Annotated in this window: 17 protein-coding genes and 1 pseudogene; 2 read left to right on the top strand and 16 right to left on the bottom strand. The window is 58.1% G+C overall.

Annotation, left to right across the window (positions count from 1 at the left end; all coding sequences use genetic code 11):
* Positions 1–29 precede the first annotated feature (29 nt).
* From GGD46_RS32470 to GGD46_RS32440, 7 genes are all read right to left on the bottom strand, one after another.
* Positions 30–1,316: an ABC transporter substrate-binding protein gene (locus tag GGD46_RS32470; RefSeq protein WP_184711321.1), complete on the bottom strand. Its 1,287-nt coding sequence runs from the start codon at positions 1,314–1,316 to the stop codon at positions 30–32.
* Positions 1,317–1,344: 28 nt separating this feature from the next.
* Positions 1,345–2,007 carry a DAPG hydrolase family protein gene (locus GGD46_RS32465; RefSeq protein WP_184711319.1) on the bottom strand — a complete coding sequence of 221 codons (663 nt, stop codon included), beginning with the start codon at positions 2,005–2,007 and terminating at the stop codon, positions 1,345–1,347.
* Positions 2,008–2,018: 11 nt separating this feature from the next.
* A complete protein-coding gene (locus GGD46_RS32460) occupies positions 2,019–3,275 on the bottom strand; it encodes an ABC transporter substrate-binding protein (protein WP_184711317.1) in 1,257 nt (418 codons plus the stop codon).
* 41 nt (positions 3,276–3,316) lie between these two features.
* Entirely contained in the window at positions 3,317–4,228 is a 912-nt protein-coding gene (locus tag GGD46_RS32455; RefSeq protein ID WP_184711315.1) for a 3-hydroxyacyl-CoA dehydrogenase family protein, read from the bottom strand.
* A 2-nt stretch (positions 4,229–4,230) separates the two neighbouring features.
* Complete coding sequence (locus GGD46_RS32450; RefSeq protein WP_184711313.1) at positions 4,231–5,037, bottom strand: SDR family NAD(P)-dependent oxidoreductase; 807 nt, start codon at positions 5,035–5,037, stop codon at positions 4,231–4,233.
* Positions 5,034–5,384, bottom strand: coding sequence for a cupin domain-containing protein (locus tag GGD46_RS32445; protein ID WP_184711311.1), 351 nt, complete (start codon positions 5,382–5,384; stop codon positions 5,034–5,036). The genes GGD46_RS32450 and GGD46_RS32445 overlap by 4 nt, the downstream gene beginning before the upstream one ends.
* A gap of 104 nt (positions 5,385–5,488) precedes the next feature.
* Positions 5,489–6,328 carry a cyclase family protein gene (locus GGD46_RS32440; RefSeq protein WP_184711309.1) on the bottom strand — a complete coding sequence of 280 codons (840 nt, stop codon included), beginning with the start codon at positions 6,326–6,328 and terminating at the stop codon, positions 5,489–5,491.
* 917 nt (positions 6,329–7,245) lie between these two features.
* Between GGD46_RS32440 and GGD46_RS32435 the strand changes: the two genes are divergently transcribed.
* Positions 7,246–7,788, top strand: a complete 543-nt coding sequence (locus GGD46_RS32435; RefSeq protein ID WP_184711307.1) for a CbrC family protein — start codon at positions 7,246–7,248, stop codon at positions 7,786–7,788.
* Between the two features lie 225 nt (positions 7,789–8,013).
* On the opposite strand, the gene GGD46_RS32430 is transcribed toward GGD46_RS32435, so the two are convergent.
* Complete coding sequence (locus tag GGD46_RS32430; protein WP_184711304.1) at positions 8,014–9,489, bottom strand: hypothetical protein; 1,476 nt, start codon at positions 9,487–9,489, stop codon at positions 8,014–8,016.
* 245 nt (positions 9,490–9,734) lie between these two features.
* Entirely contained in the window at positions 9,735–11,519 is a 1,785-nt protein-coding gene (locus tag GGD46_RS32420; protein ID WP_184711302.1) for an APC family permease, read from the bottom strand.
* Positions 11,520–11,762: 243 nt separating this feature from the next.
* Here GGD46_RS32420 and GGD46_RS32415 point away from each other — a divergent pair, with 243 nt between their 5' ends.
* Positions 11,763–14,132, top strand: a complete 2,370-nt coding sequence (locus GGD46_RS32415) for a DUF1989 domain-containing protein (RefSeq protein WP_184711300.1) — start codon at positions 11,763–11,765, stop codon at positions 14,130–14,132.
* On the opposite strand, the gene GGD46_RS34360 is transcribed toward GGD46_RS32415, so the two are convergent.
* From GGD46_RS34360 to GGD46_RS32380, 7 genes and pseudogenes are all read right to left on the bottom strand, one after another.
* Complete coding sequence (locus GGD46_RS34360; protein ID WP_184711298.1) at positions 14,129–14,728, bottom strand: PAS domain-containing protein; 600 nt, start codon at positions 14,726–14,728, stop codon at positions 14,129–14,131. The two genes, GGD46_RS32415 and GGD46_RS34360, sit on opposite strands and share 4 nt — an antisense overlap.
* Positions 14,729–14,848: 120 nt before the next feature.
* A complete protein-coding gene (locus GGD46_RS32405) occupies positions 14,849–16,186 on the bottom strand; it encodes an NAD(P)-binding domain-containing protein (protein WP_184711296.1) in 1,338 nt (445 codons plus the stop codon).
* Positions 16,187–16,252: 66 nt separating this feature from the next.
* Entirely contained in the window at positions 16,253–17,293 is a 1,041-nt protein-coding gene (locus GGD46_RS32400) for a heme-dependent oxidative N-demethylase family protein (protein WP_184711294.1), read from the bottom strand.
* A gap of 29 nt (positions 17,294–17,322) precedes the next feature.
* Positions 17,323–18,288: a PDR/VanB family oxidoreductase gene (locus GGD46_RS32395; protein WP_184711292.1), complete on the bottom strand. Its 966-nt coding sequence runs from the start codon at positions 18,286–18,288 to the stop codon at positions 17,323–17,325.
* Positions 18,285–18,890, bottom strand: coding sequence for a dimethylamine monooxygenase subunit DmmA family protein (locus tag GGD46_RS32390; RefSeq protein ID WP_184711290.1), 606 nt, complete (start codon positions 18,888–18,890; stop codon positions 18,285–18,287). The genes GGD46_RS32395 and GGD46_RS32390 overlap by 4 nt, the downstream gene beginning before the upstream one ends.
* Positions 18,891–18,900: 10 nt before the next feature.
* Entirely contained in the window at positions 18,901–20,034 is a 1,134-nt protein-coding gene (locus tag GGD46_RS32385) for an aminomethyltransferase family protein (RefSeq protein WP_184711288.1), read from the bottom strand.
* 112 nt (positions 20,035–20,146) lie between these two features.
* Positions 20,147–20,311, bottom strand: a pseudogene (locus GGD46_RS32380) (bifunctional methylenetetrahydrofolate dehydrogenase/methenyltetrahydrofolate cyclohydrolase); the annotation flags it as partial.

Below are 20,311 nucleotides of genomic sequence, written 5' to 3'. Positions count from 1 at the left end.
CGCACCTTTAGCGCGCCACCATATGCGGCTCAGAGAAGTTTCAGTTCACCGCCGACCGGGATTTCAGGCGCGGTCTTGTTGGTTGTGATCACCAGTTCAGCCCTACCGTTGACGCGTTGCCATTGACCCGCGACCAAGGGGGTCTTTGTCACGTTCTTGACTGGCCCCTTCGACCAATCGACCGGACCGACAATCGTCTTCATATTGGTTTTCCTGATAGCCTCGATGATCGAGGCAGGCTCTCCCAGATCGGCAGCCCGCCTGACGACATCGGCCACCACTTCGAAGAGCGCATGCTTGAAGCCGATTGGCTGCGTCCATGGACGATTCGAAGCTTTGACGTATCCCTCGGCAAGCTGCTGCGAGCTTTCTCCGGTCAGGCTGGACGCGAATGGATGGTTCGGCGACCACCAGATTTCGGAGGAAAGGCCGATGCCACGGTCTCCCAGCGACGCAACGACCGAAGGGAACAGAAGCGCCTTGCCAATTGTGACGATCCTGGGCTTCAGGCCTTGTTGGCCCGCCTGGCTCCAGAAGGTGCCGAAGTCTGGAGGTATCATGTTTCCGGTGACGATCTCGGCGCCTGCCGCCTTGAATGCGGAGATTTGCGAGGAGAAGTCATCCGACATGGGTTGATATCTGCCGGGATCGGTCAGCGCGTAGCCTGCTTCCTTCAGCGGCTTGGGAAAGCCGCGCTCCGCATCGCCCCAGGCATTTCCGTCGGCGTCATTTGGGAAAAGGCCTCCGACCTTCTTTGCGACGTTCGGATTGTCCCACAGAGACAGGAACGCGCCGATGACGTCTTCCAGGCCCCAGAAGAAATGATAGGTCGACTCGAAGCCCTGGTCGGGCTTGCCATTTCTTCCAAAGAAATATGGCTGCCACGGGCAGTCGGTGGTGATACACGGTGTCCCGTTGGCCTCGGCCTGATCGGAAACCGGATTGACCGTATCGGGTGTCGAGGCGGCGACGATAATGTCGACCTGGTCCTTCAGGATAAGGTCCGCCGCCACCTCGGCGGCGCGATTGGGGTTGGACTGACTGTCCTTCGAAATGACCTCAATCGTCCACGCCTTGCCGTTATTCTCGACAGATGAAAGCGATTTCCTGATGCTGTTCAGAATATAGTCGTTGGCTTCGGCAAAGCCCGCAAGCGGTCCGGTGACAGGGCTTACATGACCCACCTTGATGGTCGGGGTTCGTGCGTAGGCGCGGGTGAAGTGAAGAATAGCGGGCGCCGCGAGCAGTCCCAGACCGGCCCGCAAGACCGAGCGACGCGTCGAGCCTCTGTTATCGTTATTGCCATTCGAACTCATTTTGTCCTCCCAGATAAGTCCGATGAATTTAGACCGTCACGTCCCCAGTCACCTGCCGGTAAAACACCGGCAACAATTCACCGAGATAGCCCATCTCCTCCGTGGCATGCTGATGGAGGCGTCTGGCGAGGTCTTCGGTGACAAGCTCACGCCGCAGGCCGGCCTTTTCCTCCTCCGAAAAGTCATGATCGGGATCGCGGCTCTCGATGTGCCCCAGGAAGAACCTTGAGCGCATTTCACAGCCGAAATCGGTATTGCGGACGAAGTGCGTCATGCGCCCGAGATTGACGGGCTGTTCGAGGCTACCGATCCGTGCGCAAACGGCCGTCCCGTCAAAGGCGGCGTATCGCCTCTGATCAAAAAACTCATGCGGATCACGAAAATTGATGCGGAGCTTGAACAGGGGACCATCGTCACCGCCGAGATACTCGTGAACGAGATGGCTGGAGCCGATGTAAGTGCCGGACTGGCGATTTTCCCAATCGCTGAACACATGGTCGCGAGGATGCCAGAGCTTGTATTGGTCGGTGCCACCAAGCCAGCCGAACCACCAGTCCACCATCTTGGCCTTGCACCCAGGCATGCGGGTGTAAGCGCAGACGGTTTTGAAATCATCGTCGTAATCCACCACGCCTGACTCAATCTTCAGGTATCCAGGGTTCAGCAGATCGTTCGCGTTCTCAAAGCGCATTGTCTCTCTCCTCAAGCCAGTGGCTTAAGCTTGTCGGCTACCGGGATGGTAGCTGTCGTGGGATTGGCACAAACGACAAGATCAAACTTGCCGTCCTTCTGTCGCCACTGCCCGCCAACGATTGGCACCTTGGCCACGTTCTTGATGGGCGAAGTGTTCCAGTCGACGGTGCCGAGAAGCGTGTCCGCCTTCGTCGATTTGATCGCCTCGACGACCGAGGACGGGTTTGTCGGATCGCTTGCTCGCTTCAAGACATCCACCGCGATGTCGACAAGCGCATGCTTCAACCCAACCGGTTGGGTCCATTGCTTGCCGGTCGCTTTCTGCCACTCGTCGGCAACGACCTGAGAGCTATCGCCTGTCGTGACCGATTTCGAGGAATAGCTGGGGTGCCAGGCCACCTCGGTGGATAGGCCGTTCCCTGCGGGGCCGATTGCGTCCAATGTTGTAGGCAGCAGCAGGCTCTTGCCGATCGTGGCGACCTTCGGATGGAACCCCTGTTGTTTTGCCTGGCTCCAGAACGCAAAGAACTCGGGCGGGATCATCGTGGCGGCGACGATATCCACACCTTCCGATTTCATCTTGGTGATCTGCGCCGTAAAATCCTCGGCAAGAGGCGTATATCGCCCCGTGTCAACGACCGTGTAGCCAGCTTTTGTCAGCGCCGGAGGGAAACCGAATTTAGCATCGCCCCAGGCATTGCCGTCGGCATCGTTGGCAAACAGAAGACCGACTTTCCTATTCGTCTGAATGGTGGCCCACAGGCCCATATAGGCCGCAATCGCATCTTCCAGGCCGAATGCGAACAAGTAGTTCCAATCGAACCCCTTATCGGGCGTGCTGTTGCGCCCGAATACGAAGGGCTGCCAAGGGCAGGCCGCTCCAATCATGGGAACACCTTTGATTTCGGCCTGGTCAGCGACGGGAATGACTGTGTCGGGGCCACCCGCCGTGATCAGCAATTGCACCTCGTCCTTGAGAGCAAGCTGACTGGCAAGCTCCGAAGCCCGGCTCGGGTTCGATTGGCTGTCCTTGACGATGATCTCAATCGGCCGCCCGCTCGCGCCCGCCTTCATTGCAGCCTGAAAACGTCCGAGGATAAAGCTGTCCGGCTCACCGAAGAATGCCAGCGGCCCGGTCTGCGATGTAACGAATCCCACTTTGATTGGCGCGTCGGCGGCAAACGCGCGCCGACTAAGAAGAGCAGGTGCGGCCAGTGCCAATGCGCTCGCTGCCAGGAACTTTCTTCTGCCGAATTTCGTCTTCATCCAAACCTCCTCCCAAAGGTCAGAAACCAGTACGTTCGCGGTCAGTCGACCGATTTGAAATCCCGTAGATATTTTGCGACCCGCTCACGCAGCTCGGTCGCCTCTTGTTCGGTCCACGAACGGAAGCCTTCTCCTGACTTCATTCCCAGTCTCCCACCTCTCACCAAATCCTCGAGATATGGCGAGGGCTCCGCATCGCGGTTGAGGTGCTGAAGAACAACATTATGGATATCGAGGGTCAGGTCGGTGCCGACCAGATCGGCATTTTCCAGGGGACCGAGCACAGCCAGTCGGCGACCAAAGCTCGCTTTTACGACCGTGTCGACCGTTTCAGCGTCGGCAATCCCTTCAGCGACGATCGCAATTGCTTCGCGCCACAACGCGTGCTGCAGGCGATTGCCGACAAAGCCCGCCACGTCCTTCTTAACGTGAACAGGAGTTTTACCTACTGATGACAGCAGCTCGATCATCCGGGTGATCACAGGGATGTCGGTTTGCGCCGTGCCGACAACTTCGACAAGCGGAACGAGAAACGGAGGGTTCCACCAATGCGTCCCGACTATGCGCTCTCCCGTCGCAAGGCCCTCAGCAATATCGGTGATCGGAATAACCGAAGTGTTCGATGCCAGGATTGCATTGCGGGGTGCAAGGCGTACCAGATTGGCGAAGATCGACCGCTTGAGGTCAAGCCTCTCCGGCGCCGCTTCGATGACGACGTCAGCCGTCGAAACAGCCTCCTCAATGTCTGCAGTACCGGTCACGCGCAGTTGCGCATCGTCAGGAAGACCAAGCGTCCGCAGGTTCTTGGCAATCCTCGCCCGAAGAGTGTCTAGAGCCTCATGATGGGCATCGTATACCCGAACCTCGTGCCCGCCCGCAGCGAAGACCTGGGCAATGCCATGTCCCATAAGGCCTGCGCCGATCACAGCTATGTTCTGCTTCTGGTTCGACATTCTCAGCCCGCCGTGTAGCCGCCGTCGGCGTATAGTACGTGCCCGGTGTAGAAGTCGGAGGCTCGCGAGGCGAGAAACAGAAGCGGACCTGCCAGGTCATCGGGCTCCCCAAGCCGCCCCTTTGGAACGCGACCAAGAAACCCCTTTCGTACCTCCTGTGCTCTCTCGGTGTCCTCGAACATCCAAGCCGTCAGAGGCGAGCGAAACACGGTTGGCGCAATGGCGTTCACCGTTATGCCCGTCGGGCCCCATTCGCAGCCAAGTGCTCTCGTGATGCCATCGACTGCGGATTTTGAGGCGCAATAGGCCGAATAGCCAGCCGGATGTCCGAGCAGCCCACGAGCGGACGACATGAAGATAACTTTGCCGCCTTCGCCCTGAGCCAGCATCTGTTTGCCGGTAGCGCGCGCCATCAACCAGCTCTGCGTAACGTTGGCGTCCATGACATCAAGAAACCGCTCAGGAGCCATGTCCGTGATCTTGGAAACATCGTTTTTTCCGGAGGCAACGACAAGGATATCAACGCGTCCAAAATGCGCGACCGACTCGTTGACGATTGCCTCGCAGTCTTCCTCGCTGCTGGGTCGACGGTTCAGCGAAACCACCGTGGCCCCGGCCTCCTGGCATACGGCTGCCGTGTGCGCGAGTGCTTGGCTGTTGCCCGCAACGAGCACCAGTTTGGCCCCTGCGCCCGCCAGAATCCTGGCAGCCAACTCGCCGAACGCGCCGGATGCCCCGGTGACTATGGCAACCTTGCCGCTGACATCGAAAAGACTGAGGGGCGAACGCATAACTTCTGCGGAGATCATTGGTTTGCCCCCTGCGGGTATGGAATGACTACGAGCATCTTGCAGACGTGGTTGGATCGATTGACAATCTCGCGGACTTCACCCGGCCAAACCGTGCAGCTGTCCAGTGGACGCAGCACACTTTCCTTGCCATCGGCGATCATGGTCATTTCGCCTTCGAGAACGACGTAGACCTTCTCGAATGGAGTAGAGTCAGGACCAGCGCCTCCACCGGGGAGAAACTGGGAGAGGCCGACCCACTGGTTCTTCGGGCCGCCTTCTTCGAACCCCTGCAGGCGCAAGCCAAAGCATCCGTGATGATTGGGTGCGTCATAGGGTTTTGCTTCTTCGAAGCGCTTGATGAACATAACTCCTCCCAACGGCGTCATGTGGATGATTTCACTTGAGGCAGTGGGCGATACCCTGCTCTGGGTATCGCCCGCATCCGCTCATTTGCGGCGCGACTTTCTGCCTAGAAGGCCTCGCCCTTCTCGATGCGATAGTTCTGGTCCTTGTCGACCATGGCGACCAGTCGGATGATGCAACCGTCACCGCGATCCCAGTTGATCGGGAAGAAGGCAAACGTGCAGCGCTTACCGGTCACAGCGTCGAGATCGCCGCCGACATTTTCGATACCGAGAATACCTGCCTTGAATATCTTCTGGTGAACGGGCTCCCATTCCGGGAAGTCATCCTTCCAGTCGCGACCTCCGGACCACTCCCTGTATTCTTCGGCGAGGTGCGGAAGCAGAGGGCCGTTGCGCTGCGGTCCGATAGCCGTCGCCAAGGGATGGTCGTTGGCCTGCGTGTCATGGCCGACGACCTTGACACCCTTTTCGATCATCCAGTCTGCAGCGGAAGGCACAAAACCCGGGCAATAGGCAAAATAGTCGCCGTCTTCATATTCCTTATGCCATCCGGTATTGATGATCAGCACGTCACCTTTGCGAATGGCATAACCGCAGGCTTTTTCGAGATCGTCATAGGTGATCGGCTCCCACTTTTTCTTCGGGATCGACACGACAATGCCCGACCCGAAGAAGTGCGGCAGCGGCACCTCGTCGATGAACGGGGTGCCTTGTACGACGTGAGCCGGCGCATCGATGTGGGTGGTGACATGCATCGTTGTCGTGATGGTTTGCGACAGCACGCCGGACTTGGCCATGTAGTGCATACGCTCAATGCGAACATCGCGGAAATAGGGCCAGTTCGGACATTGGTAGCCGAAGCGATGCGAGAGATTGTAAAATTCGATCCCCATTGGGTTGTCGAGATTGTCCTCAAATTCGATCCCGCGGACAGTAATGGACATACAGAAATCCTCCTCGCCCCGCAGTGCGAGGCGTAGCATTCGACCCAAATTTTGGCTGACTCCTCCAAGAGCGCCTGTACCTTTATACGGTACATCTGTATCGATTATTGTCAAGGCGCATTTATGTCTCCTTGAGAAGTTTGATCTGGCCGTCAGAAGGTGCTCGGTTCGATTGGGAGAATCAGAAGTGAGGACAAAGCTCGTCAGTCGCGGCGCTCGCACACATGGACGCGCTCTAGCTTGTCGCGCCTTCCGAGGGGACTGCCAATGCCGCTGCTTGCTCTTGAGTGAATCCGAACCGGAGATTCGCAGATCGATTGCGGTCCCGGCTGGACCCAATCCGGCGCCGAGCTGGACGAGACGATCCGCATTTACATCAATGCGTTTGCGTTGCAGCAATTGGAAGTATTGAAAGAAGACTGCATCAATGAAATGCTCGCTTCGAAAGCAACCTGATTGCCGCCTGCCGAGAGGCTCCGATGAGAGTTCGCACTGGATTGCAAAAGATGTGGCGCGCACCTCTGTTAGGGGTTTGCGATGTACGATTGCCAGAACCGACAAATCCGTTCACTTTTCCGCCATGCCCGATATCGCACGGCCTCTCGTGACCGACACCGATCTAACGGGCACATTTGCTGCCAGGATGCGTTGCAGGCAGCTTTTCAGGATCTAGTAAGCGCGGCGATCTCTGTCGGCTGATCGGAACGCGAGGTCTTGCTGGCGATCGGTGAGCTTCCGGCTCATCAGCTCCTATCGATCGAGGCCAACGACCACAGGACGTCCTGGTCGCATTATTGACGCGCATGACCTAGTCTGCCTTCCAACTAGGGTCGGGCGGCAAATGATTGCCGTCTTAGACGGACAACCGATGGCTTGCTCGATCCTTCTTTCATACTATGTTGACAACGGAGCCACGAATGACAGTACCCGCAGAAGATCTTCCCAACTTCGAGTATTTTCCTGATCCAATCGCGGACGGCTGCGTCGTGGCCATGCTTGCAACGTGCCCATGTTGTGGGGAAGACCGGAAATACATGTATCGCGGCCCGATATATTGCAAGGAGGATATTCCGCACGTATGCCCGTGGTGTATCCACAGCGGCGAAGCCGAACGAAAGTGGGATGCCTCATTCAACGACGCCTATTCGATACCGATGAACGTCCCGAAACAAGCGATCAAGACGGTGTGTAACAGGACGCCGGGATTTGAAAGCTGGCAGACCAATCGATGGGTTTTCTCCGAGACGGACGCCATGGTGTTCGTTGGCGAGGTCGATGGGGCCGCATTGTTGGCCGAGGCAGACGACGCAAAAATGGCCGCCTGCCGGAAGGCGCTAGACGAGTGGCACTTTCCTGAAGACTTCGACTTCGCGGGAATCACCCGAGGAGGCCAGCCGGCCATCTATCTTTTCAGGGACAGGCAATCCGGTGAGTACAGCGCATATGCTGATATGACCTGACGCATGCGAAAAGAGCCGCCGTCGCAGGTGATATGTATTGAGCCGCCGCTCGGCACCTTCTTCAACGGTATGGGATTATCTCTTAAAATGAGGCTTCGTCGCGCGATATAATGTTACACAGCCGGACATTGCGCCAGAATTTCACTCGCAAACGAACAGGATCGCTGATCTGGGATTCGCGAGATTTGGTTGGAGTTCAACGTGACCGCCGCACCGCTATACAGATCAGCTTTGGGGGCAGCGCAGCCAATAGCGCTTGAAGGCGGACGGCCCGCTGCCGTAGGAAGGAGGTTCACCCCACGTGTTCTTCGGGCTTTCGACAAGCGTATCATCGTCGATAGGAACAATCGTAACCGGTAACGCTGCGGACAACGCCGTTTGGCGATACCAGCCGATGGCGGTCTGTTGAAGGCGTTTGGCGACCACGTCGCGTTCCGTGGCGGGTGGAACGCGCAAACGCTCTGGGTGTTGTTTGACCTCGACCATTGGATCTTGGAGCGCCACTCGCGTGAGCTCGCCGTCACCGGCGAGCCGCAACTCGAATTCATCCTGTGAGGCCGGTACAGGGCGGTCCTCCTCTGACGCCGTGTCGATGACATGGGCGGTCAGGATCGGCAGAGGCTGATGGTTCGCTTGCATGTCGACGCGACGGATTTGGCAGAGTTCGGCGATGGTCTTGTCTCGTACCTTGGATTTGGCAAGTTCGTCGACCAGGGTCCAACTCCCCTGCATTTTGCTGACAAATGGAACAGATCCATCGGAGCCGTAGGACAAAAAACCAGCTTGCTGAGCCATTGTCTTTACGATCGTGTTCACGATCTGGATATTCCGCGCACTTCTCGCGCCGTCCTCGGGCTCACCAGGGCACCGAACCCAGAAGCTGGCGCTCGATGGGATCGCTGAGTTCTGAAAACCGATGACATCGTCATTCAACGGAAAAGCCACACCTTGCTGAACACTCCTTTGCATGACCAAGCCACGCTGAAGTTTCGCAAGATCTGTATCCGGAGAATTGTCAAAGCCGAGAGCCCGCATCTCGTCTTGAACATTGGCGATCCAATAAAACGCCGCCCCGACAGATAGGCGCAATTCAAACCGCCTGGAGCCTTGCCTACCGATCCGCCCTTCAAAGATTGGATAAGCCGGATCCGTCTGTTTTATGTTAACCCGGTTGAACGAGCACCACTGCTTTAGTTTGTCCGCGGGTATATCGCCCGCGAAAGCCTCCGACGACAACGTGGTCCAGTCGCCGGGCAGTATCTTGATGAGAGTTTGCGGGCTCAGATCCGCCCCAAAGCTGAACGCCCGCATCAGCGCATCTGTTGCCGATTGTACCCTTTCGCCGACGGTTCCCGCGCCAGCCCTTATTGGCGAGGCAGGTGCATTCTGCGCCCGTAGGGGCGATGATCCGATCGCAAACCAAACAAGCCCAAGCAACACGGCAAGCACGATGCTTCTCGGCTCGGAGCCACAAGATCTGCAACTAACTTTCGGCGACATGTCCCAACCCATCATTGCAATAAAGGCGAGTGATATCCGCTGGGCATTAATAGTTCCGCCCACTCGCGCGTCAAATTTGAATAACTTTCCGAGTGCGGCAATCGGCACTCTTGATGGATCAAAACCGGCAACCATCCCCTCGCCGAACTGCCTGAAAGGCATCATAAACTTGACGGCAAAAAGGGCGCGAGCACGAAGCAAGCCGCTTTTTCGGTCATGCCCGGGTGATATTCGCCCACAGTTCCATTGCGGCGCGCCGCTCGCGATGATGGCTGGAGGTGATGTGATGGCGTGGGATATGGAACAGATTGGCATCGCTCATCAAATTCCAAGCTCCATTAAGTCTACGATGTCAGGAAATTCCTGTCTTCATACGAAGACAGATCCCATAAAACTTGCTCCGCTGTGGCGAGCCACAGCGGAGCAGTCGTTATCATTGATCTATTTCAAGCCGGCAATTGAAAGGCCCAATTGGCAATCAGCACAATGGCGAGGCCCCCAACCAAGGCCAGATAGGGCAGTATTCCCGCCTTCTTGACGCCGAGGTCCTGGCCGACAAGACCCAGATCGTCCATGGCCCCGGCCGGGAATTTGCCGCCGTCACGCACATAGTGCCGGTAGGCGAAAACTGGCAGGATCAGGGCGGCAAACGCAAAGCCGATCCAGAGCGCGTTGGCATAGCCCCAAACCTTGGCGCCTGCACCGAGGAAGAGCGCGTTGACGAAGGCCAGAACGGTGTTGAGACCGATCAACCAGGACGGTGCCTTCCACGGGCGCTCGACATGGCCGGAATCCATACGGTGGATCCAACCGGAGTTGAGATTGAGGAAGTTGAAGATGATGTAGCCGACATTGGAGACAGCGAGCACGAAGAAATAGCCGCTGGTGTCGGATGCGATGGCAAGAAGGGAGAGATTGAAGGCGAAGTCCGTCCACATGGCCCTGGTCGGAGCGCCATGCTCGTTGACGTGATCGAGATATTTCGGCAGCCAGCCGTCCTTCGAGCCCTGATAGAGCGTGCGCGAGGAACCGGCCATCGCGGTCATGATGGCCAGGAACAGTGCCATGATCATCAGGATGACGAGAAGCTGGGTAACTATACGGCCGGCACCGATCAGACCGCCGAGCGCTTCAGCGACACCGGTGCCGTCGACGATACCCGGCGCCAGCATGCCAGCGTGGCCAAGCACGCCCTGGAAGGCGAAAGGCACGAGGAAGAAGAAGATGCAGCAGGCAAGACCGGAATAAAAGATCGCCTTGAAGGTGTCGGTCTTCGGGTTCTTCAGTTCCCGTGTGTAGCAGACCGCGGTTTCGAACCCGTATGTCGACCAGGCGGCAATGTAGAGACCGCCAAGGAAAAGCGTCCAGCCACCGTTGCTCCATGTTCCATCCGTCCCGGCATAGGCGGCGGTCGGCGGCACCAGACCGGTGACGTTGCTGGAGAGGATCTGTCCGCTGACAATCGGATAGATACCGATGATGAGCAGCGGGACGAGGACGATGATCGCCAGCCATTTCTGCACACTTGCCGTCTCGGAGATACCGCGATGCTGGATCGCAAATATGATCAGCATCAGAATGCCGCCGATGAAGAAGGTGGCGTTGATGTTGGCCGTTGCGAGGAGAGGAATATTGAAGCTGACGAGAGACCAGTTGCGAATGGCGGGCGTCAGGGCGGCCACGCCATCGGCACTCAGCAGTGCTTTTACCGCATCTTGCGGCGAGGTGCCGGCATGGGCCGCGATGTATTCGGCGACACGCGGGCTATCAGCGACAACGGTGGTCGCATGGGCGGTGACCCAGCTCAGCACCGCTTGCGAATCCGCGGCCGGGATTGGAAAAAAGGCATTGAGAATATAACCGGCTGCGATGGCACAACCGAGCGACAGCACCGGCGACCATGCAAACCAGTTGCACCAGACTGAAAGCGGCGCGATGAACTTCGAATAGCGCAGCCATGCCGTCGCACCATAGACCGATGCGCCGCCTGACTTGTTGCCGAACATGCCGGCAATCTCTGCATAAGTGAATGACTGCAGGAACCCCATGATCATCGAAATGATCCAGACGACGAAGGCAAGTTTGCCCGTCGTACCGGCAATGCCGCCGATGGAGAAGAGAACGAGTGGCGGCACGCCAGCAGCCACCCAGAACGCGCCCTTCCAGTCGAGCGCGCGTATAAGCTTACCTTCGGTGCCAGCGGAAACGCCGGCGTCCACAATATCCGTCATCAGTGATATTCCCCATCTTTGTTCCGGACGTATCTTCGTACGTCTCCCTGAACGTGCCTCCCATGGCATTGCGGGGCTTGCTGGAGGTTTTCATGAGCCGAGTCTGCGCGCGGATTCCAGATGCATGCCCTTTATGCATAGTGAAGATATTTTCTTTTTAGTCAACATCACTTTACTTTCGGACGGCATTTTGTCAGCATGATTCCAGTGTGGTGAGGCACATCAATTTCCCGAGAGGGCTAAATGCGAGATCTCCATCCGCCGAGCGCCGGAATCCGGCCCGTATCGGCTAGTACTGTCCGCTATCCAGGCATTTCGACGCTGCCGCACGATACCGAACGCTATCGTTGCAAGGGGAACGGCACGCTGGTCTTGCGTGTGGAACCCGGCGATCGTGCAACACTGCGCGACTGCGAGGGCGGTCAGATATGCGAGCTCGCCTTCCTCGACGATAAGGGTCGTTTTCAGTCCGAAGGATTGGGTACCGCCTTTGACTGCGAAGCCGAAGGATTGAAATCCATCCTGTCCTCCGGGGAGGACAGCGCCTCACGTGTGCGTGCGGCACTGCAACGACGCGGCGCGGATATCGCCTCTGCGGGAGCACTGCGCCTCTTCGGCGAAGCGTCGCCGCCGGGTAGCCAGGCCGAGTTTACCATTGCTCTCAAAGGCTTGCTGATCGTCTGCGCTCCGGGGACGTCCATGTCGCCTGAGGCACAGGACACGGCAACACCGGTTGAGGTGAGGATTAGGCGCGCCACGATCCTGCGCGACTATACTTCCGCACTGCCCGAACCGCTCGCCGACCCAATAGAGGACATCCGGATCAGAGCGGCAACCGCGTCGGCCTATTTCGTGCGCGCCGGAGAATTCATCCAGATCATCGATGTCTACGGGCGGCAATGTACGGATTTTCAGGCCTTTTCCGCCCGCAAGGTGGACAAGGGGATGGACCTAGCGCTCGACTCCACCGTCACCCGCACCCTGCTTGGCCGCAGCTATCCGACACCCGGCCTGCCATCCAAAGCCTTTGACCGTGATTTCGAACCGCTCGTGGAAATCGTGCAGGATACCGTCGGCCGGCATGATGCCTTCGCCACGGCCTGCAACTCCCGCTATTATGACGACATGGGCTATCCGGGCCACGTGAACTGCACCGACAATTTCAATGCGGCACTCGCCCCCTATGGCATTGCCGGCCGCAAGGGCTGGGAGGCGCTCAACTATTTCTACAACACCAATATCGATCACAATAATCAGCTCTATCTCGACGAACCTTGGTCGAGACCGGGCGATTACGTCCTGATGCGCGCACTGACCGATCTTGTCTGCGTCTCCTCCTCCTGCCCGGACGATATCGACGCGGCCAATGGGTGGGACCCGACTGATATCCATGTGCGCACATTTTCCGGCAAAGAGAAATTCACACGAGCGGTGGCCTATCGCATGACCCCTGATGCTGATCCCGAACTGACGCGGGAAACCGCATTTCATCCGCGCCTTTCCGCCATGACGCGCGACTACACCGAATATCGCGGCTTCTGGCTGCCGAACCGCTTCTCTTCCGAGGGGCCGGTTGAGGAATATTGGGCCTGTCGCGAGCGCGCAGTTGTCATCGACCTGTCGCCGCTGCGCAAATTCGAGGTGACCGGACCGGATGCGGAAGAGCTGCTACAATATTGCCTGACCCGCGACGTCCGCAAGCTGTCGACCGGCCAGGTCGTCTATTCCGCCATGTGCTATGAACATGGTGGCATGATCGACGACGGCACACTGTTTCGATTGGGTGACAAGAACTTCCGCTGGATCGGCGGGGATGATTATAGCGGCATCTGGCTGCGTGAGCAGGCGGAAAAGAAGGGCTTCAAGGCCTGGGTCCGCTCGTCAACGGATCAGATGCACAATATCGCGCTGCAGGGTCCGAAGAGCAGAGATATTCTCAAGGAGATCATCTGGACGGCACCGCGCCAGCCGACGATCGGCGAACTGGAATGGTTCCGTTTCACCGTTGGCCGTATCGGCACCTTCGAGGGCGTGCCGGTCGTCGTCTCCCGCACCGGCTATACCGGCGAGCTCGGCTTCGAGATCTTTTGCCACCCGAAGGACGCAGGAACCGTCTTCGACGCCGTATGGAAAGCTGGCGAGCCCTATGGTCTGAAGCCGATGGGCTTGGAGGCACTCGACATGGTGCGCATCGAGGCCGGCCTGATCTTCGCCCATCACGAATTCGACGATCAGACGGATCCTTTCGAAGCGGGCATCGGCTTCAGCGTACCTTTGAAATCCAAGCAGGATGACTTCATCGGGCGCGAGGCTCTGATCAGGCGCAAGGAGAACCCGCGTCACCTGATGGTCGGGCTCGATATCGAGGCCAATGAGGCGGTCGGACATGGCGATTGCATCCATATCGGCCGCGCGCAGATCGGGGTAATCACCAGCGCAACCCGCTCGCCGATCCTTGGTAAGACGATCGCGCTCGCCCGTGTCGACGTCACGCATGCGGCCGTTGGCACCAAGGTCGAGATCGGCAAGCTCGATGGCCATCAGAAGCGGCTTCCGGCCGTCATTGTGCCGCTATCCCACTACGACCCGCAGAAGACGCGGCCGCGCTCTTAGTCTGCCCTCCTTTGCGCGTTCGAGATCGCGCGCGCAGCCTCTTCCGACGAATTGGCAAGCGTGCGCATCTCCGCAGCCAACACCGCAAATCCCGACCCTGCCGTACCCGCTCTCGCCGCCTCGATGCCCGCATTGACGGCAAGCAGCTTCAGATAGCGGAGCGACTGCAGGATCTCGTTGGTCTTCGACGCAGTGACCCGCATGCCGGCGGTCTGCTCATCGATGCGCTGATAGAGCGATTCGATATTGATGATGCTGCCTTCGAGATAAAGCAGCGTGCCGGAAGCGTCCCAGACGCCGCCGCCAGTCTCCGTCACCCAGACGAGATGGCCAGCGCGATGACGGATCCGATATTCCATCGTCCAGTCGGTACGCCCTTCAAGCGCTTGCCCGACCACCTCATCCATCAGCGGAACATCCTCCTCATACATGATGGAGGTGAAGGTCCGAGTTCGGTTTCCGATGATCTCGCCAGCGGCATAGCCAAAGATGCGCTCGATGCCGTCGGTCATGTCAAGCATCGTGTAGTTTTCGTCAGCGCGGCACCGATAGAGAAAGCCGCTCATGCGGCCGAGAACACTGGTTTGAAAATCCATGAAGACCATATCCGATGAAAAAGTTGCAGATCAAATCGCCTCGTCTCAGCTCAAACAGACCGGCAGGAGCTGCCTCGTGCCTCCCCTGCCGGTTTACCCGGAAATGTGCCTGGCCCATTATTAGTTGCGCAGATATTCCTCCATCGAGTCATCGAGCGCATCGACCCAAGGCGTATGGTGCTTTGGCGACATGTTGCCGGTCATTAGCGACCGATAGGCGTGATCACGGAAGCCCATAATATTCTCGGCCTTGTGGTGTTCCCACTCCATGAAGGTCTTGTTCGTCCCTTCGATATCGAAGCTCGGATAATCCGTCTCGGCGAGTAGCTCCTTCACATAGTCGCCCTGATACCAGATCATCTGCTCGGCATCCTCGAGCGTCTCCTCGCGCGCGCGCCACTTGTCGAAATTCGCCTGCAGCTCAGCCTCCGGAGGCAGTTTGATGCGACCCATGATGACATCGCGCGCCCACCAGGCCTGCACGTCGAACATGTTGAAGGTGTAGAACTGGTCCTGCATGCCGATATAGAAAAGCTGCGGGTTCCCATCGAAAATCACACCTTTGTAGAGGTGGTCAGCCCAAAGGCGATTGGCCGTCTTCAGGCGCAGGTCATCGGGCAGGAAGGGGAAGTGATGCTGATAGCCGGTGCACAGGATCAGCGCATCGACATCCTTCGACGAGCCATCGGCAAAATACGCCGTCTTGTTCTCCAGCCGCGTCAGCAGCGGCCGCTCCTCGAAATTGGCAGGCCATTTGAAACCCATCGGCTTGGAGCGATAGCTCGTCGTCACGGATTTCGCCCCATATTTCCAGCATTGCGAACCGATATCCTCGGCCGAGTAGCTGCGGCCAACGAGCAGCACGTCCTTGCCCTTGAACTCCAGCGCATCGCGGAAATCGTGTGCATGCAGCACCCGGCCGTTGAAGGTCTTCACGCCCTCAAAGTAAGGGACATTCGGTGTCGAGAAGTGGCCAGAAGCAACGACAACATAGTCGAACTCCTCGTCATACATCCGGTCCTGAGGCCGGTCATGCGCCGTTACCGTGAACTTCTTGGTCCCTTCATCGAAGCGGACCATGCGGACCGGCGTGCTGAAGCGCACCCATTTGCGCACATCGGCCTTTTCGACACGACCCTTGATATAGTCCCAAAGAACTGCGCGCGGCGGATAGGAGGCGATCGGCTTGCCGAAATGCTCCTCGAAAGAGTAATCGGCAAATTCCAGACATTCTTTCGGACCGTTCGACCAGAGATACCGATACATGCTGCCATGCACGGGTTCGCCATATTCATCGAGACCCGTGCGCCAGGTGTAGTTCCAAAGGCCGCCCCAATCCGCCTGTTTTTCGAAGCAGACGACCTCAGGGATATCAGCACCCTTTTTTGCGGCCGATTGAAAGGCCCTCAACTGGGCAAGGCCCGAAGGGCCGGCACCGATAACGGCAACTCGTGTCATGAAGCATTCCCCTTCTCGATTGTATCGAATTTTTTGTCGCATGCAGTCGTTGGGCGCGGCCCGGTATCAATCCGGGAAGATGCCGGGGCTCGTCGGCGCCCCGTCGTCATAGGCAGAGAGCCAGTCGATCGTCGTCTGGCGATAGCGCGTCAGTCCCTTGTAGTCGATGAGTTCGGGAGGAAGCGTGCGCAGCACACGCGGGAAGCGGCGTGCCCACTTCGGCACCGTCACCAGCTCGTCCATGTTCATCAGATAGCAGCGGATGACAAAGAGGATGGCATTCGAGCGCGGCAGGCGCCAGAGACTTTGCAATTCCACGCGAAGATGCACCTTCTCACCGACATTTTCCGGTGTGACTGTGGTGCGGTCGGGACCCCATTTCGGATAGTTTTCGGGGCTGGTATCGAGGCGGGGATTGATGGTCATCGTCCAGTTGAAACGGCGCGTCGGCTTGCCCTGTTGCAGGTTCAGAAGGAATTTCAGCGCGCGGTCGAAGATACCCTTCTGGTGGGCAAGCGGCACCGGCCCATGCCATTCCATGAAGTTCATGCCGATATCGAAATCGAGCGACCAGTCCGCCTGGGTCGTCACCATCCCGGCATCCATCCAGAGATTGCCGTCGCGTTGGTCGACGATGCAGAAATCTCCCTGCGCCTGGCGCGTGATATATTCAAAGGGTTCGTAAGGTAACGTCGACGCATCGCCGAATGTGAAGGTGTCGTCGATGCCGAGAGGACGATTGATCCAGCGCCATTGGTCGCCGTTCCTGGTAAGCGTGAAGTGCTCGGGATAGCCGGCGGCCTGCTCTTCCATCAGAAGCTCCAGGGTGTCCCACTGCGCCGTCATCATGTGCGGCAGCGCCTGATAGCGCAAAGGGTCCTCCTTCAGCACCAGCGCCCGGTCGTGCATCTCTGCAACATAGTGCTCGTCGACATCGATGAGACTCTCGAAGACGGTATTCTTCTGCCCCTTCACATGCGGTTCCATGTTGACGGAATACATGTATTCGTCGCGATCGAATGGGAACGGAAAGCGCCGGATATTTTCCGGACTGTTGCGATAGCTGAAATCGTCACGAAACGTTTCCTGCTTGAAGGCGATAGCCATGTCCGTTCTCCTGGGTATCGGCCACATGCCTAGAGGTCGAGATGCAGCGTGCTCCCCTCAAAGCGGGAGACGCAGATCATGACCTTTCGGCCAGAGGCCTTTTCTTCATCGTTCAGATAGACGTCATTGTGCAGAAGCCTGCCGTCGCAAACGGCAACGCCGGTCTCGCATTGGCCGCAGGCACCGCCGCGACAGAGAAAGGGAGGATCAACCCCGGCCGCTTCGATTGCTTCCAGCATGCTTTCGTGATGGCCGACATGCACTGTTTTGCCCGATCGGGTCAGCATGATGGAAAAAGGCTTGCCGGGTTGCGACGACAGGAAGCGTTCCGAATGCAGGTTCTGCTGCGGCCACCCGGCTTCGATGCCCGTCTTCAGCACGCCGTCGATCATGCCGGCAGGTCCACAGACATAGAGATGCGTACCGAGCGGCTGACTTTCCAACAGTCGCGCGACGGGGATGAAATTGCGATCGGCATCGCAATAGATCTTGATCCGCTGCGAGCCATATTGCTCGACGAGCTCGCGGCAATAGGCGCCGCGATCGAGCGATCGCACGGCATAATGCAGCTCGAAATTGGCGCCCTCGCGGGAAAACTGCTGCATCATCGCGATGAATGGGGTGATGCCGATGCCGCCGGCGATCAAGAGATGCTTGCGGCCGCGCCAGTCGGGCTGAAAAAGATTGACCGGATAGCTGACCTTGAGCTCATCGCCTTCACGCACCCTCTCATACATGAATGCCGAGCCGCCGCGCGATTCCTCGACGCGGAGCACGCTGATCTCATAGGCCGAACAATCATGCGGCGGCGACATCAGCGAGTAAGCATTGCGACGGACATGCCCGTCATCGTTCATGGAGACGATCACATGCGCGCCCCCGGAAAAATGGGGCATCGGCTCACCGTCGAGACGCTCGAAACGGAAGCGCTTGATGCGATCAGCGACCGGCGTCACCCTGGCAACACGAACCGGAATTTCTGTACCACCGCTCACAGGAACAACTCCTCGGGATCGGGCGCGCTGCCTGGCTCTTCCGCATCGATATTGACGCCCTGGAAGGCGCCGAGACGGCGCGAATAATGATCGCGCACCAATAGCGACAGACCGCAGTGGCTGCAGGTAAACGGGGAATGCGTCACATCGTCGGTGGTGCCCTTGCAGTGGACACATTGCACCCGCCTTGCGAGCGAGCCGCGATGCTCCGTCATGATCGAGGCGTGGTCCATGCCCAGATCCAGCGCCACCATCATCGCCTGACCGATAAAGCCTTCCGTGCCCGCTATATAAAGCCGCGTGCCCATGTGAGCCGTCGAAAGCGAGCCTCTCAGACGAAAGAGCAAGGTACCGATTGTCGGTGCCGTGAAGAACATATCGGCGCCGAGCCTGCGCAGGGCGCCGTCATGACCCTTCCCCTGCGAACCGCGCGCAACATAAAGGATTTCGCTGCGCGACAGCGTTGCATCATCAAGCATGGAACCTTGATCGAGGAGAGCAAGGGCGCCCTCCCCTTCAAGGACGAACAGATGCCGACGGGCATGCGGCTGGATTGCGAGACCATGGTAAACCGGTCGGCTCTTGATGCCTTCAACAAGCATGAGCGCCTCCTTAGCCGATGGCCGTCCTCTTCTTCTTTTCCGGGTCATCGAATGGCAGCGTATGGGCAATCGCACTCGCCTTGAGGCTCTTGCCACGCACTTCGAGTTTCGTGCCCTGCACGGCCTTGTCGACGTCGAGACGGGCGATCGCCATCGATTTCTTCGTCAAGGTCGAATAGCAGGGGCAGGTGATGACGCCGACTTTTTTGCCCTCGACATAGACCTCGTCGCCGAGATCGGCGGGGCCATCGGCATCGATCAGCATGCCGAAGATCTTGAAGCGCTCCTTGCCCTTCAGACGCGCGTGTTCCTCGGCGCCACGAAAACCGGTCTTGCCTGGGCTGACGGTGAAATCAAGGCCGAGTTCCCAGAGACTGTCGCCAGGAGGCTGGTCGGCAAAAGGATACATCTGCGAGTTATCATAGGGGTAGAAGAGCAGGTAGCTTTCAACGCGCAACATGTCGAGAACGCTGAAGCAGCAGGGAATGATCCCCATCTCCTCGCCTTCCGCGACGATGCGATCCCAGACCATCGGCGCATCCTGACCGCGCACGAAGATTTCGTAGCCGCGCTCGCCCGTATAGCCGGTGCGCGAAATCATCACAGGCACGCCGAAGAGTGTCGTCTGCATATGATGGAAATATTTGAGGTCGCGAATGCCGGGCACATATTTAACGAGATAGTCAACGGCGGCAGGGCCCTGCAGCGACAGATCGTGCAGATCATCGTCGAAGAGGACGGCGCAGTTGCGCCCCGCTGCCTGCTTGAGCACTTCCTCGTGGCCAGAGCCCGAGCCATGTACCAGCATCCAGGAATTCGGACCGGTGCGATAGACGATGCAGTCATCGGTGAAGTAGCCACGATCGTTGAGCATCGCGGCATAGACCGAGCGGCCGGGATAGATTTTCGACATGTCGCGGGTGGTGATGTAGTCAAGCACGGCAATTGCATGCGGCCCGACCAGATGCACCTTCTTGAGGCCGGAAACGTCCATGATGCCGGCCTTGGTGCGGATCGCGACATGCTCTTGCGACATGTCCTTGTCGTAAGTCCAGGCGGTTCCCATACCGCTCCAGTCTTCTAGTTTCGATCCGAGAGCACGGTGCCGGTCCGCCAAGGCGGAGAAACGCCATGATAATGCCATTTCGTTCCCTCATTTTCTTCTATGGAATATTTATTTCCTGACTATAATCGTCTTTCGCGCCTTGGCAAGTCGATCCGCAGGGTTTTTTCTCACCCCGCGGACGGTCTTTCACTCAAAATTTCGGCGGCACTTTGCCTGCCGCACGATGGGCGGCGATGACGGTATTGGCCATCAGCATGGCAATCGTCATCGGCCCGACGCCGCCTGGAACCGGCGTGATCGCTCGTGCGACTTCGGACGCCTCCGCATAGGCGACATCGCCCACCAGACGGCTCTT

The organism is Martinezella lusitana, assembly GCF_014207095.1.
GTDB classification, from domain to species: Bacteria; Pseudomonadota; Alphaproteobacteria; order Rhizobiales; family Rhizobiaceae; genus Rhizobium; species Rhizobium lusitanum_B.
Note: the sequence above shows the minus strand (reverse complement) of the source record. Positions and strands in the feature narration are given on the sequence as shown.

Coding starts and splice junctions, on each gene's coding strand:
- GGD46_RS32450 (WP_184711313.1), bottom strand. CDS start 5,037: ATGATCTCCGCAGAAGTTATGCGTTCGCCCCTCAGTCTTTTCGATGTC.
- GGD46_RS32400 (WP_184711294.1), bottom strand. CDS start 17,293: ATGGCTATCGCCTTCAAGCAGGAAACGTTTCGTGACGATTTCAGCTAT.
- GGD46_RS32455 (WP_184711315.1), bottom strand. CDS start 4,228: ATGTCGAACCAGAAGCAGAACATAGCTGTGATCGGCGCAGGCCTTATG.
- GGD46_RS32460 (WP_184711317.1), bottom strand. CDS start 3,275: ATGAAGACGAAATTCGGCAGAAGAAAGTTCCTGGCAGCGAGCGCATTG.
- GGD46_RS32405 (WP_184711296.1), bottom strand. CDS start 16,186: ATGACACGAGTTGCCGTTATCGGTGCCGGCCCTTCGGGCCTTGCCCAG.
- GGD46_RS32465 (WP_184711319.1), bottom strand. CDS start 2,007: ATGCGCTTTGAGAACGCGAACGATCTGCTGAACCCTGGATACCTGAAG.
- GGD46_RS34360 (WP_184711298.1), bottom strand. CDS start 14,728: ATGGATTTTCAAACCAGTGTTCTCGGCCGCATGAGCGGCTTTCTCTAT.
- GGD46_RS32385 (WP_184711288.1), bottom strand. CDS start 20,034: ATGGCATTATCATGGCGTTTCTCCGCCTTGGCGGACCGGCACCGTGCT.
- GGD46_RS32440 (WP_184711309.1), bottom strand. CDS start 6,328: ATGTCCATTACTGTCCGCGGGATCGAATTTGAGGACAATCTCGACAAC.
- GGD46_RS32415 (WP_184711300.1), top strand. CDS start 11,763: ATGCGAGATCTCCATCCGCCGAGCGCCGGAATCCGGCCCGTATCGGCT.
- GGD46_RS32435 (WP_184711307.1), top strand. CDS start 7,246: ATGACAGTACCCGCAGAAGATCTTCCCAACTTCGAGTATTTTCCTGAT.
- GGD46_RS32445 (WP_184711311.1), bottom strand. CDS start 5,384: ATGTTCATCAAGCGCTTCGAAGAAGCAAAACCCTATGACGCACCCAAT.
- GGD46_RS32470 (WP_184711321.1), bottom strand. CDS start 1,316: ATGAGTTCGAATGGCAATAACGATAACAGAGGCTCGACGCGTCGCTCG.
- GGD46_RS32390 (WP_184711290.1), bottom strand. CDS start 18,890: ATGCTTGTTGAAGGCATCAAGAGCCGACCGGTTTACCATGGTCTCGCA.
- GGD46_RS32420 (WP_184711302.1), bottom strand. CDS start 11,519: ATGACGGATATTGTGGACGCCGGCGTTTCCGCTGGCACCGAAGGTAAG.